Origin of the sequence: Proteus columbae (assembly GCF_009914335.1) — a bacterium.
Taxonomy (GTDB): Bacteria; Pseudomonadota; Gammaproteobacteria; order Enterobacterales; family Enterobacteriaceae; genus Proteus.
The window spans coordinates 2,712,357-2,726,625 of record NZ_CP043925.1 but is presented as its reverse complement, the minus strand read 5'-3'; the positions used below and the strand labels follow the sequence as shown (position 1 = coordinate 2,726,625).

Below are 14,269 nucleotides of genomic sequence, written 5' to 3'. Positions count from 1 at the left end.
ATTCATTTTATTCATTAAAATCCCTGACATAATAACAATTCATGTTTTAGTGGATCGTTAATTGCAGCTGGGATTGTAATCGTACACTGGGATTTACCACCCCAGATCACGTTTAATGATTCATTAAGGTTAACACCGGCGATATAAACTAAACCATCTTCCATCACCATTCCCATATTTTCACCGTTTTTATTGGTGATTTCGGCACCAAATGGCGGGTGTTTTTGATCGACTGTTTGTAAGATAGCCATTAGGCGCTCACCTTGGCGAACAGGGAATTTATAGTAGCCAATTGCGCCTTCAGTTAATGTGGCAGAAGTAATGGCTTTGTGTGTTTCAATATCTGAATCCATTTTATCAACATCAATACGAGCATCAACATTGTTATAACTAGTTAAGTCAGTTAATACCCCAATACCGAATAGGTTTGTCGTTGTGCTTTGATTATTAAATGGTACGCCTGCAACGCCATCAGTATCAACCATCATGCGAGCAGTACTTGATGTCATGCTACTGCTATGTAATGCAGCGCCGTGGCGTGTTGCAGTAAATCCGCCTTTAACTGTTGCACCTAGTGCAACATAATTATCTTGTTGATAGCTCGCATTGGCGTTAATTTCTGCATATTGCGAACGGTGTTGATAATAACCATCAGTATTGGCTTTATTGTCTGAGCTTAAACCTGCACGGACACGCCATAGATTATTATAATTGCTATTATCAGAATAAGAGGCCATTTGGTTCACTTTTCCGTTACTGTCTTGCAAGCTATAACCAATGCTTTTACCACTTCCTAATGGAACTGAAATATTAAAAGAAATACTGTCATCAGTATTACCTTTATGCTGAGTACGGAAGGCAGATAAGTTAGTATTAATCTGCTCTATACCCATAATAGAAAAATTAAGGCTTACCGTAACACCATACTGTTCTTGTGTCTTTTTATCCCAATAGTTTTGGTGTCGATAAGAGAGATAAAGTGTTGTCGATTTTTCAATATCATCAGCCCAAAAAGTTTTGTTACCTGTAATGGTATACATCTCTTTTTCATAACCATTGTTATTAATATCGTTGTAACGCTCATCCATATATTGAGAGAAAGATCGGAATGTTTTCTCTGAAAAGCGATAACCCGCAAAAGTAATCGTACTATGGTACTCATCAAAGGTTTTAGCGTAGTTCAGTTTGAATGACATCCCATTGATATTTTCATTATCATAAGTTTTGCTATAAGACTGAGTAATATCACCTGAAAGCGTACCTAAACGCCCCATATCGTGACCTAAACCTAATGACCACGCATTGTAATCTTTAGCCGTCAACAAAACCCCACCATACAGCGACCATGTGTTGTTCATACCCCATGAAAAATCGCCTTGATAAAAAACAGGGCCTTGCATTTTATGGTTGTTGAGCGATGACTGACCCATTGATGTGTTATAACGCACTGAGCCTGGGCGAGTCATATAAGGTAGATTGGCTGTTTGTACTTGGAATTCGCTTACTTTACCGTTTTGCTCTTCGACTCTGACATTTAATTGGCCTTGTACTGTATCTTGTAAATGTTTAATAGCAAAAGGGCCCGCAGGTACCGTAGTTTCATAAATTAAGCGACCGTTTTGCGTTACAGTCACTTTGGCATTAGTGTTTGCGATGCCATGAATTTCAGGTGCATAACCTTGCAAAGAAGGGGGTAACATTCTTTCATCACTTTGTATATTGGCACCTGTAAAACGAAAACTATCAAAAACTTGAGAGTTTAAATAAGTTTCACCAAGCGTTAATTTTGCAGCTAGGTTAGGTAATGGTTTATAGGCGTATATCTGATTCCAATCAAAGCTATTATTTGATGAATATTCAGATGAGTAGTTTCCTTGATATTCAGCACGTAGTCGCCATTCACCAAGGTTAATTCCAGCTTGCCCATATCCTGTTAATGAGTTGTTGTTATTGCCTTGATTTGGGCGAGTTGATGTACCTGTTAAGGTATAGTCAACTAATAACCCAGATACACCTGGGTCCCACAATTCAGGTGGTGTCCAATCCGCATCTTCATATTTCATTAGTGAGCGAGGCATAACAATATCGAGAATACCGCCATCATTTTTGATAGAGATACCTGGTAATTGACTAATATTGAAACAATCTGGTGAGATTTCTTCGATAAATTTTTGATTTTCTTCGTTAACTGTTAACTTTTTTAGAAGAGTAGGATCAATACAAGCGATGGAGTAATTGGGTTTCACTTCAACATAATTAATGTTTTGGCGAGGGAAGTCACGACCATTTATACGGATATCTAAGTAGTACATACCCGGAATAATGTAATTAGAGGTTGCAAAACGAGATAAATCGACATTATCTCTGTCTTCGGCATCTAGCATATGAATGTTAAATTCCACAGAATCATCAGGCTCGGCTTGAGCGAAAAACGCTAAGCACAATAGCAAAATGGCACAAATGTTTTTCCATATTGTGCTGTGAAAAAAAGAAATTAACATGAATAAACGCCTAATTATTAATAAAATAAAAAGTAATTAAATAATGAATATTTATTTTATTACTTTTTATTTTATTCTTATTAAATTGAAGTGTTTTATCAAATTTAACGCAGAGGAAGTCCCCTGCGTTAATGCAGTAATTAATTTATTATTTAATTAATTTAAATAAATAAAACGATTACTGATAATCAACTTGGAAGTTGATAACGGCTTGGAATTCACCTGGAGTTACAGTTGCGTCTGCTGATTCAGCTTGAACGTAAGCAACGAATGGGATCTTAGAAACACCATTAACTAATTGTACTGGTGTTGTTGCTGTGTTCCATTTTACTGATTTGCTGCCAGCATCCATTAAGCCGATACCTGCACCAGAAGCTGAGCCAGATACGAAAGATGCTAAGTCTTTATTTGTTGCATTAACAACACTTGGTGTATAGCTAACAGTAGCTGTTTTTGCTACGGTAGTATCACAGTCTTGTAATTCGATATCTTTTTTAACGTTACCTGCTTTCTGCATATTTGCTAATGCAGAAGTTGGGATTTCACTGAAATCAACAATAACAGGACTTGAAGAAGCTGCTAATCCACAAGCTGAATTAACAATTTCACCTTTTAATTGAATTTCGCCTTTAGTTGCGCCAACTTTTGGTGCAGAAGTTTCAGCAGTTGCAACAGAATTAATACCAAATACTAAAGCAGCAGCTAAAGCAATTTTACTCAGTTTCATTATAGATAATCCCTTGAAGATCGTGCGTATTATTATTTATAGAAAAATAATATTAGTGTCGGAATATAAAAATTGATTTGCATTATATTTCGAGTTGTTTCGAATAATGACTGGTTTATATGATATCAACAAAGGCATTCTATTTGATATAACATTTTGTTGATTTACTCAATTTTCATATTTAATCTTGCCTATTCCATATTAATAGAGTTTTATGTAGGTTTATTCTTTTTATTACTCAATTTATGGGTGAAAAAGTTTATCAGGCAGATAAATTTAATAGACAATGCAATTAACATTATTTTAACTTTACAAAAAGTAATGTTATTAACATTAGGTTAGAAAAATTAATAAAATCAATTATAGATTATCGCAATATATATAATTCAATAAGTTAGATGTTAATAATGACGCGTTTAGGTTAATTTTTATCGTGAAAAAAGTTTCTCCCAAAATAATAATCATAAAATGAATAATAACGTATGAGATAATTCCTACGTATTTAAGTTAATTTTTTCTTATATTTCACTTATTCTGATAGTCCTAAAATGACTAATTGGATCATTTTAAATACAATTTACTCATTAGGTGAGTGTTTTGGCTAATGAGTGTTACATTTTTTAACACATGAATTTTCCCTATTTTGGGTAAAAAATAGCATGACAAAATGTAACAATTTTTAATATTAAGAAAATATTAATTTAGGGATTGTTTTAATGGTTGGAGTGATTTTTGAATAGTAGAAATGAAATAAATAAGCCTCTATAAAAGAGGCTATGTTGTTTAATAGGCTGTTTTTAAGTACAAAAATTATTGATAAGCCATATCTTGAGTCAATGATAATGATGAGCTTTCTTGCTCTTCATCGTTATCATTCTCTTTATCTTTAGATAATATTTTATTTTTGCTCTCTTTGGCTTGAAGGTAACCGACAAGGCTAAGTTGATATCGTCGAATGTTTTCAACATAGCGATAAGCCTCATGGCCTCTGGCATAGCCATAAGGGAGGTCTGCATAATATTTCTTTTGGCTAAGTAGAGGTAATCTTGATTTTACATCTAGCCAACTATCAGGATCGGCATTTTGTTGCTCCGTAAGCCTTCTGGCATCAAGCATATGACCAAATCCCATATTATATGCTGCCAATGCAAACCAAATTTTTTCATCTTCTGGAATAGAATCCGGCAAGCGCGAAAGGAGATGTTTAAGATATTGTGCTCCTCCTCGAACACTCTCTTCGGGATCAAGCCTGTCAGTAACGCCCATACTTGATGCAGTAGGGCGAGTTAACATCATCAATCCTCTAACTCCAGTTGGTGATGTAGCATGAGGATCCCAATGTGATTCTTGCCATGCCATAGCTGCCAATAACCGCCAATCGAAAGTATCTGCATACTTTTCAAAAAGAGGCTGATAGTTTGGCAAAATAGAATCTATCGCTGTAATAAAAGAGATAGTATCGAAGTAATCAAATGTACCTACATGGCCAAAATATTTTTCTTCTAGTCTTGCTAACACATCTTCTTGAGATAATTGATTAAAGTAATCGAGCATCGCTGCATATAAGCTATTATCTTCACCATCAGGCAAATACCACGTTAGTGGACGGCTTTCAGTGACTTCAAACCCTACGGCAACATTAGGATGAATGCGTTGTTGTACTGCAACACTGATGGAATCTGCTAGAACATAGGTTATTTTACCTTCTGATAATGCTTCTAGCAGTTGCGAGGTCGTCTGATTATCTGATTCTTCCCATTCAAGCTCGGGGTATTGCGTCTCTTTTAATGTTCGCAATAAACTTGCATGAGCTGAGCCAGCAGTGACAACAAGTCGCCCATCTAACGAATCAAAACTACGTGGTCTTAATGTCCCTTTACGGTAAATAAGCTGTTGAGAAACTGAAAAATAAGCAGGGCCACTGCGTGTCGTATCTAATCTCTCTTTATTATAAAGTAATCCGGCGGCGATAAAGTCAGCTTTATTATTCTCCAGATCATCAAACATTTGGTTGATATTTGTCCGCATATTAACGACAAGTTTCACGCCTAGGTAATCTGCAAAGCGTTTCACTAATTCATAATCGAAACCTACGGGGTCCTTTTTATCGTTCATCGTTATCAATGGTGAAGGTATCGTACTAATTCTTAACTCACCACGAGATAAAATCTTATTTATCTGCGCTTTTTGCCTATCTGGCCATGTAATATTCAACGCGATAATAGCCGCTGAAAAGAGCGCTATGATAACGATAACGAAATAGTTTATCCTTATATTATTCAATAGGTTGGTTCTCGTTAACGTTGTTTATTGTTGTGTGTAAAATCGTCATTTTAACATGGATAAATTTCCAGTAATCGAGCATTTTGCTTAACATATTGGCAAGACGCAACTTGATTACACCAATTAATCATTAAAACACTCTAAGTTAAATGCCGTTATTTTGTTCACGCAAACGGTTTCGTCTGAGCGGTTATTCTATTATACTAGGCGCGTTTCCCCTGAATGATTGGTCAGGTTAGCTGCTAAAAGAGAGAACTCAATACTATGGAAATCCTGCGTGGCTCCCCCGCTTTATCCGCGTTTCGTATTAATAAATTACTCACTCTATGTCAGGAAAATGATCTTCCTGTACAAGGTATATACGCGGAATTTGTCCATTTCGCGAAAGTGGAAGGGCAGTTATCTGAAGATGATCAAACTAAATTACGTCAACTACTGCATTATGGACCTTCATTAACAGAACATGAGCCTGTTGGGGAAATGCGAGTTGTTACACCTCGCCCGGGAACAATTTCACCTTGGTCTTCTAAAGCGACAGATATTGCACATAACTGTGGTTTAGCCAAGGTTGTCCGAATTGAACGTGGTATCGCCTACTTTATTGAGTGCGGTACGATGACAGACAATCAGTGGCAACAGCTTTATGGTTTTATTCATGATCGAATGATGGAAACCATCTTCTTAAATTATCAAGATGTAAATGCACTTTTTGCCGAGCAAACGCCAGCACCACTAAAAACGATTGATGTGCTTGCAAAAGGCAAAGATGCACTAATAAAAGCGAATATCGAAATGGGATTAGCGCTGGCAGACGATGAAGTTGATTACTTAGTCGATGCTTTTAACCGCTTACAGCGTAATCCAACAGATGTTGAGCTTTATATGTTTGCACAAGCTAACTCTGAACACTGTCGCCACAAAATATTTAATGCTGATTGGATAATTGATGGTAAAGCTCAAGATAAATCATTATTTAAAATGATTAAAAATACGTTTGAGCAAACGCCTGATTATGTCATGTCAGCTTATAAAGATAATGCGGCAGTAATGGAAGGCTCTGTGGCGGGGCGTTTTTATCCTGATACAGAAAAAGGGCATTATCACTATCATCAAGAGCCTGTACATATCTTGATGAAAGTAGAAACACATAACCACCCAACAGCAATTTCACCATGGCCGGGGGCTGCAACGGGTTCAGGCGGTGAAATTCGAGATGAAGGCGCAACGGGACGCGGTGCAAAACCTAAAGCTGGTCTAGTTGGATTTTCGGTTTCTAACTTACGTATTCCGGGATTTGAACAGCCTTGGGAAGAAGATTTTGGCAAACCAGAGCGTATTGTTAATGCATTAGACATTATGACTGAAGGTCCACTAGGTGGTGCGGCATTTAATAATGAATTCGGTCGTCCGGCATTATTAGGTTATTTCAGAACCTATGAAGAACAAGTAAATAGCCACAATGGTGTTGAAATTCGCGGCTACCATAAACCCATCATGTTAGCAGGGGGTATTGGTAATATTCGTGAAGATCACGTACAAAAAGGCGAAATCACAGTTGGTGCTAAGTTAATTGTACTTGGTGGACCCTCTATGAACATCGGTCTTGGTGGTGGTGCCGCTTCTTCTATGACATCAGGTCAATCAGATGCTGATTTAGATTTCGCCTCTGTTCAGCGTGATAACCCAGAAATGGAACGCCGTTGCCAAGAAGTTATCGACCGTTGCTGGCAATTAGGTGACGATAACCCGATCTTATTTATTCATGACGTTGGTGCTGGTGGTCTTTCTAATGCAATGCCTGAATTAGTTAATGATGGCGGTCGTGGTGGTCGTTTTGAATTACGTGATGTTCTTAATGATGAACCGGGTATGAGCCCACTTGAGATCTGGTGTAATGAATCTCAAGAGCGTTATGTATTAGCGGTATCGCCTGAAAAAATGCCTCTTTTTGATGCGTTATGTCAGCGTGAAAGAGCACCTTATACTGTGATTGGTGAAGCAACGCAAGAGCGTGAATTAGTGCTCAATGATACACACTTTGATAATAAGCCGATTGATATGCCATTAGACATATTATTAGGTAAAGCACCTAAAATGTTGCGTGATGTAAAATCACTTAAAACAGAAGGTGAGTATCTCTCCCGTAAAGATATCGATTTAAAAGATGCCGTCTATCGTGTTCTTCATTTACCAGCCGTTGCTGAAAAAACCTTCTTAATTACCATTGGTGACCGTACCGTAACAGGAATGGTTGCGCGTGATCAAATGGTCGGGCCTTGGCAAATTCCGGTTGCCAATTGTGCTGTTACCACAGCAACATTAGATAGCTATTATGGCGAAGCTATGTCTATTGGTGAACGAGCACCTATCGCACTGTTAGATTTTGCTGCCTCTGCACGTATGGCTGTCGGTGAAGCACTAACAAATATGGCGGGTTGTGATGTAGAAGCGCTTAATCGCATTAAGCTTTCGGCTAACTGGATGTCAGCAGCAGGTCATCCGGGTGAAGATGCAGGTTTATATGACGCAGTGAAAGCCATTGGTGAAGAGTTATGTCCAAAGCTAGGTATTACTATTCCTGTGGGCAAAGATTCGATGTCAATGAAGACGCGCTGGCAAGATAAAGATGGGAAAACCAAAGAGGTTACTTCTCCACTATCTTTAGTTATTACAGCATTCTCTCGTGTTGAAGATGTGCGTAAAACAGTGACGCCTGAATTATCAACACAAGCTGGAAACCGCTTGTATTTAATTGATTTGGGCAATGGTCATAATGCATTAGGTGCAACGGCACTAGCTCAAGTTTATCGCCAATTAGGTCAGAAAGCGGCTGATCTTCGTGATGTTGAACAGTTGAAACAGTTCTTCAATGTGATGCAACAATTGGTCAATGAAGGCAAATTGTTGGCCTATCACGATCGCTCTGATGGTGGGTTATTTGTCACTCTTGTAGAAATGGCATTTACAGGCCATTGTGGCTTACACGTTGATATCAGTGCTTATGATGAAGATATTTTAGCTGGACTCTTTAATGAAGAGCTCGGTGGTGTGATCCAAATTCGTGCTGAACATCAAGAAGTCGTCGAAGCATTATTTGCTGAATATGGTTTATCGGATTGTTTACATTATTTAGGTCAAGCAACAGAAAATGATGCCATTATTATCCAAAGTCGTGAAACGGAAGTTTACAACGAAAAACGCAGTACATTGCGTCTTTGGTGGGCAGAAACAACATGGCAAATGCAACGCTTACGTGATAATCCAGAGTGTGCGGATGAAGAGCATCAAGCAAAACAAGATCTCAACGATCCTGGGTTAAATGTGAAGTTAACCTTTGATCCAAATGAAGATATTGCTGCACCTTATATTGCAACAGGGAGCCGCCCTCGTATTGCGGTTTTAAGAGAGCAAGGTGTTAACTCTCATGTTGAAATGGCGGCTGCTTTTGACAGGGCTGGTTTTGATGCTATCGACGTTCATATGAGTGACTTACATTCATCACGACGTTCACTCAGTGATTTTGATGTGCTGGTGGCTTGTGGTGGATTCTCTTACGGTGACGTATTAGGTGCGGGGGAAGGCTGGGCGAAGTCCATCTTATTTAATTCTCGCTTACGTGATGAGTTTGCCCAATTCTTTGAACGCCAAGATACCTTATCCCTAGGGGTCTGTAATGGTTGCCAAATGATGTCGACATTATCAGAACTTATTCCAGGTGCAGATTTGTGGCCTCGTTTTGTTCGCAATCGTTCTGAGCGTTTTGAAGCGCGCTTTAGTTTAGTGAAAGTGACAGAAAGCCCATCATTATTACTACAAGGTATGGTGGGTTCACAAATGCCTATCGCAGTTTCTCATGGTGAGGGTTTTGCTGAATTCCGTAATGCTGAGCAACTAGCACAACTAGAAGCACAAAATTTAGTGGGATTACGTTTTGTGGATCACTACGGTAATCCTACAGAACAATATCCATTAAATCCTAATGGCTCTGTAAAAGGGATCACTGCTGTCACTACAAAAGATGGTCGCTCAACCATTATGATGCCTCACCCAGAACGAGTGTTTAGAACAGTCAGTAATTCTTGGCATCCAGATAATTGGGGTGAAGACAGCCCTTGGATGCGTTTATTCCGCAATGCAAGAAAACAATTTGATTAATCAAATGTAATATTATCTTAGAGATAAATACATAAGGCCTCTACATTGTTAGAGGCTTTATTTTATTGATAATAAAAGAATTATTTTTTGTTGTGTAAAAACGGAGACACTTACCAGTTTACTTGTCTCTTTTTAGCGACATTTAATTTATTGAAATATAAGTAATTATTAAATTTAGGGTAACTCTGTCTGGATATGGAGACAGCTTGGTTGTTTTATAACTAGATAAAAAAGAGTTATAAATAAAATATCAGAGAGGTATTTTTATTTTTTGTTTATTTTCAGTTTGTTAAAAGATTTCTTTAAAAGTTGGCACGCCTTGTGCATTATATAAATCAGTTGCTCATTCAACTTTTTATGTCGGTCCACAATATGGGTGGGAACATACCACATAAGCCAGGAATGACGCCAGAGTAAGGTGCCTACCGTCCAACATCATGATACTCGTCTTCGGACCTTATCAAACACAGGGCGACACGTGGAGTGAGGCACCACCTTCATTCTCTTTTAGAGAAAAAAGAGATGAAATATTGACGAGCGGAATATCTCAATAAGATATTCCGCTCTCCCACTTCTAGAGCCTGTCGCATTTCCTCGTTTGTGTTTGTTCTCTTACCTAATTTTCCCAATGTCGGACTTTTTTCTTGTTATCAAGTCATGTAGCATCGCATTACTCTAATAGGTGTTGAGATGATTTCATTGAAAAAGTGGCGTGTTTTCCCCCGTTCTTTAAGACAGCTCGTGATAATGGCATTTTGGATGGTGCTATTACCTTTACTTGTGCTTGCTTATCAGGCTTATCAAAGTCTCGATCAATTAAGTAATCAGGCGGCTATTACTAATAAAAATGCACTCGCAGATACTGAACGAAGTGAAGTAATGCGAAATCTTGCGATTGAAATGGAAGGAAACTATCGTCGATATTGTGTTTTAAGAGATAAAACTGATGATGATATGTATCAGCAACGCTACCAGCAATACACCAAACTCTTCTCAACATTACAGCAAACCATTATTCCTCTTTCGGCATCTAAAGAAGCCGATGTACTTAATACTTCACTTGAAAAACTAAAATCGATTCAATGTGAAAGTAGTGAACCCACAAAAGAGATGCAACAAGCTTTAGAGCAATTTTCTTATGCCAATAACCGTATAGTTGTATTAACTAAAGAGATTATTTTTAGCCGTGGTGAACAACTTCAAATGGCAATCGCTGAAAAAGGGCGCTATTTCGGTTGGCAAAGTCTTATCGTTTTTGTGTTCAGCTTGATCCTCATTGCGCTATTTACTCGAATGATTATTGGCCCTGTTAAAGGGATTGAGAAGATGATCAATCGATTAGGTGAAGGTCGAACACTGAGTAATAATCTAGATACTTTTCAAGGGCCACGAGAACTGCGTTCATTAGCACAACGTATTATTTGGTTAAGTGAGCGTTTAGCATGGCTTGAGTCACAACGACATGAATTTTTGCGTCATATCTCTCATGAGTTAAAAACACCGTTAGCCAGTATGCGAGAAGGTACGGAATTATTAGCTGATGAAGTTGCGGGTCCTTTAACTCTTGATCAAAAAGAAGTCGTTTCAATTCTCGATAATAGCAGTAAGCAGTTACAGTTATTAATTGAACAACTACTTGATTACAATCGCAAACTTTCTGAAGTTCCTCAACAAATCGAAGAAATTAACTTGACTGATTTAGTAAATAATGTGGTATTAGCCCACAGTTTACCCGCGAGAGCAAAAGATATTAAAACGATAATTTCACTTAATCTAACCACATGTCGAGCAGAAGCGACGTTATTATCGCGAGTTATCGACAATCTCTACTCGAATGCGGTGCACTATGGTGCTGAATCAGGTAATATCTGGATCTCTAGTTATCAAGTTGAACAGAAAATAGTTATTGATATAGCCAATAAAGGAACACCTATTCCTGAATCTGAACAAAAAATGATTTTTGAACCCTTTTTCCAAGGATCTTTGCTACGCAAAGGGGCTGTCAAAGGAAGTGGTTTAGGTTTAAGTATTGCTCATGACTGTATCAAAAGAATGGAAGGTGAACTAAGTGTTGTTCCTTCTGACTATGCCGATGTCTGTTTTCGTATTGAATTACCGCTACTTTCTGAGATTAAATAATGCAAATCAGGTCACAAAAACAAGCATCTCCTCATCATGAGTATAAAAAAATAAATAAGAAGATGCTTGGTATTGAATTGTTATCTATGGCCCCTGCATCAACTAGAAAAATTGCATTAAATTGGAAGCAGTGTTTCTTGTTTATTCTGTTTCCACTGGTTCTTTCAGGGTGTACACCAAAGTTGCTCACTGAGACACAAGAGCCTGAGCCAGAAATCCCCGTTGTTAAACAAAAAACGATTGATTATCGTTGGGCTGAATGTAAAACATTAAGCTCATTTTATGATGAAGGCATCAATAACGCGCTTTATTGGTTACGTGCCATTGAATGTACAAACCGCATAATGACGACCGAAGCACAACGCCAAGCCAGCAGTGTTGTCGTCACTGGTTGGGATGATGCATTTTATAAAAGTATTCTATTAGAGCGTGCTGGAATGACGATTGCCGATCGTCGAACACAATTAGTATTATTAGAAAGCTATCAATTACAATTTCCAAGTTCTATGCGAGTTCTATTATCGACATGGATTGAGAACCAAACGCTTATTCTCTCTTTAGCAGAAGAGAAGAGTCGTTATCGTCGTTTAATCACAGATACAGATAATAGAATTGATGCACTAAGAAAAGAGAATAATGCGTTACAGCATGAACTGAGTGTCACCCTGAAAAAGCTTGAAAGCCTTACCCAAATTGAACGGCAGTTATCGAATAGAAAACAGAGTGGCTCTGTTGATTCGCTATCGCAAAATGAAGATTTAGCTGAGAGCGTAACGGAAACAGAAAAAGTGAATGCAGAGAAACCTGCTGCTGAAAAACCAGCCGTTGAAAAAACGAATGAAAAACCCGTTTCGACGCAATCGATAACAGAGAAGTCAAAAGGTGAGGAAAAACAACCGTCTGCAACAGTGGTTAAACCAGAGCCTTCCAAACCAGAATCTACAAAAACCGAATCTACGAAAACTGAGGCGGTAAAACCAGAACCTGTCAAAACAGATACTGACACACAAGGCTCAAAACCGACTGAAGCAGGTTCTAAATAAGGAGAATGTGCATGGCTGGCCATAAATCAGCAAATCTTTTACTTGTCGATGATGATCCTGGGTTATTAAAGTTACTTGGTATGCGATTAACAAGTGAGGGTTTTCATATCTTCACCGCTGAAAGTGGACAAGAAGCACTAAAACTTCTCTTAAAAGAAAAAATAGACCTTGTTATTAGTGATCTCCGAATGGATGAAATGGATGGTATGGCGCTGTTTGCTGAAATACAACGTCAGCAGCCGGGCATGCCCGTTATCATTCTTACGGCTCATGGCTCTATTCCTGATGCAGTGGCCGCAACACAGCAAGGCGTATTTAGCTTTTTAACCAAACCCGTTGATAGAGACGCACTTTATAAAGCGATTGATGAAGCACTTGAGCTTGTGACTATTGTTTCAGATGAAGAGTGGTCAAAAGATATCGTGACACGTAGCCCGCAAATGCTACGTTTATTAGAGCAAGCAAAGCTAGTCGCCCAATCTGATGTCAGTGTACTTATCAATGGCCAAAGTGGTACGGGTAAAGAAGTCCTTGCTCAAGCTATCCATCGTGCAAGCCCTAGAGCGAAAAAACCTTTTATTGCCATTAACTGTGGTGCTTTACCTGAGCAACTTCTAGAGTCTGAATTATTTGGCCATGCGAAAGGCGCTTTTACAGGCGCGGTGAGTAGCCGTGAAGGTCTATTTCAGGCAGCTGAAGGTGGCACATTATTTTTAGATGAAATTGGCGATATGCCAATGGCATTGCAAGTTAAGTTATTACGTGTTTTACAAGAGCGAAAAGTTCGCCCATTAGGCAGTAATCGCGATATTGATATTGATGTACGAATTCTTTCTGCAACGCATCGTGATTTACCTAAAGCGATGGAACGTAATGAATTTCGAGAAGATCTGTTCTATCGTTTAAATGTGGTTAACTTACGTATTCCGACATTAAGTGAGAGAGCAGAAGATATTCCTGTTCTTGCTAATCACCTATTGAGAGAGTCTGCTAAACGCCATAAACCTTTTGTTCGAAGCTTTTCAACCGATGCGATGAAATGCTTAATGACAGCAAGTTGGCCAGGTAATGTGCGTCAATTGGTTAACGTTATTGAGCAATGTGTTGCGTTAACAACAGCACCCGTGATCAGTGAAGCGCTTGTAACACAGGCATTACAAGGTGAAAATACGGCATTGCCCACATTTGCAGAAGCGAGAGGGCATTTTGAAATGACCTATTTGAGAAAGCTTTTGCAAATGACAAAAGGCAATGTGACCCAAGCCGCACGTATGGCTGGGCGCAATCGAACTGAGTTTTATAAATTGTTATCTCGTCATGAGCTAGATGCGAATGATTTTAAAGAATAACCTTTTCAGATAACGAATATATTTTTAAACTAACTTTCCTTTTATGCGGAAGATAGCGGAGAGACTAATTTT

7 protein-coding genes are annotated in these 14,269 nt (G+C 38.4%); 4 read left to right on the top strand and 3 right to left on the bottom strand.

What is annotated here, in order from left to right:
- Positions 1 to 14: 14 nt before the first annotated feature.
- The 3 genes from F1325_RS13025 to mltF all read right to left on the bottom strand — a co-directional run bounded on the left by F1325_RS13025 (position 15) and on the right by mltF (position 5,511).
- Positions 15 to 2,501 carry a fimbria/pilus outer membrane usher protein gene (locus tag F1325_RS13025; protein ID WP_160230556.1) on the bottom strand — a complete coding sequence of 829 codons (2,487 nt, stop codon included), beginning with the start codon at positions 2,499 to 2,501 and terminating at the stop codon, positions 15 to 17.
- 178 nt (positions 2,502 to 2,679) lie between these two features.
- On the bottom strand, positions 2,680 to 3,228 hold the full coding sequence (locus F1325_RS13020; protein ID WP_109370973.1) for a fimbrial protein: 549 nt from the start codon (positions 3,226 to 3,228) through the stop codon (positions 2,680 to 2,682).
- A gap of 810 nt (positions 3,229 to 4,038) precedes the next feature.
- The gene (gene mltF / locus F1325_RS13015; protein ID WP_109370972.1) at positions 4,039 to 5,511 is read right to left on the bottom strand and encodes a membrane-bound lytic murein transglycosylase MltF; all 1,473 of its coding nucleotides are present in this window, start codon (positions 5,509 to 5,511) and stop codon (positions 4,039 to 4,041) included.
- 264 nt (positions 5,512 to 5,775) lie between these two features.
- Here mltF and purL point away from each other — a divergent pair, with 264 nt between their 5' ends.
- From purL to glrR, 4 genes are all read left to right on the top strand, one after another.
- Complete coding sequence (gene purL / locus F1325_RS13010; protein ID WP_109370971.1) at positions 5,776 to 9,666, top strand: phosphoribosylformylglycinamidine synthase; 3,891 nt, start codon at positions 5,776 to 5,778, stop codon at positions 9,664 to 9,666.
- Between the two features lie 690 nt (positions 9,667 to 10,356).
- A complete protein-coding gene (locus F1325_RS13005; RefSeq protein WP_167514944.1) occupies positions 10,357 to 11,805 on the top strand; it encodes a sensor histidine kinase in 1,449 nt (482 codons plus the stop codon).
- A complete protein-coding gene (gene qseG / locus F1325_RS13000; protein WP_244184988.1) occupies positions 11,805 to 12,848 on the top strand; it encodes a two-component system QseEF-associated lipoprotein QseG in 1,044 nt (347 codons plus the stop codon). Before F1325_RS13005 ends, qseG begins: the two co-directional genes overlap by 1 nt.
- 11 nt (positions 12,849 to 12,859) lie before the next feature.
- On the top strand, positions 12,860 to 14,197 hold the full coding sequence (glrR, locus tag F1325_RS12995) for a two-component system response regulator GlrR (protein ID WP_072063249.1): 1,338 nt from the start codon (positions 12,860 to 12,862) through the stop codon (positions 14,195 to 14,197).
- The last annotated feature ends 72 nt before the right edge of the window (positions 14,198 to 14,269 follow it).

Coding starts and splice junctions, on each gene's coding strand:
- glrR (WP_072063249.1), top strand. CDS start 12,860: ATGGCTGGCCATAAATCAGCAAATCTTTTACTTGTCGATGATGATCCT.
- F1325_RS13005 (WP_167514944.1), top strand. CDS start 10,357: ATGATTTCATTGAAAAAGTGGCGTGTTTTCCCCCGTTCTTTAAGACAG.
- qseG (WP_244184988.1), top strand. CDS start 11,805: ATGCAAATCAGGTCACAAAAACAAGCATCTCCTCATCATGAGTATAAA.
- purL (WP_109370971.1), top strand. CDS start 5,776: ATGGAAATCCTGCGTGGCTCCCCCGCTTTATCCGCGTTTCGTATTAAT.
- F1325_RS13025 (WP_160230556.1), bottom strand. CDS start 2,501: ATGTTAATTTCTTTTTTTCACAGCACAATATGGAAAAACATTTGTGCC.
- F1325_RS13020 (WP_109370973.1), bottom strand. CDS start 3,228: ATGAAACTGAGTAAAATTGCTTTAGCTGCTGCTTTAGTATTTGGTATT.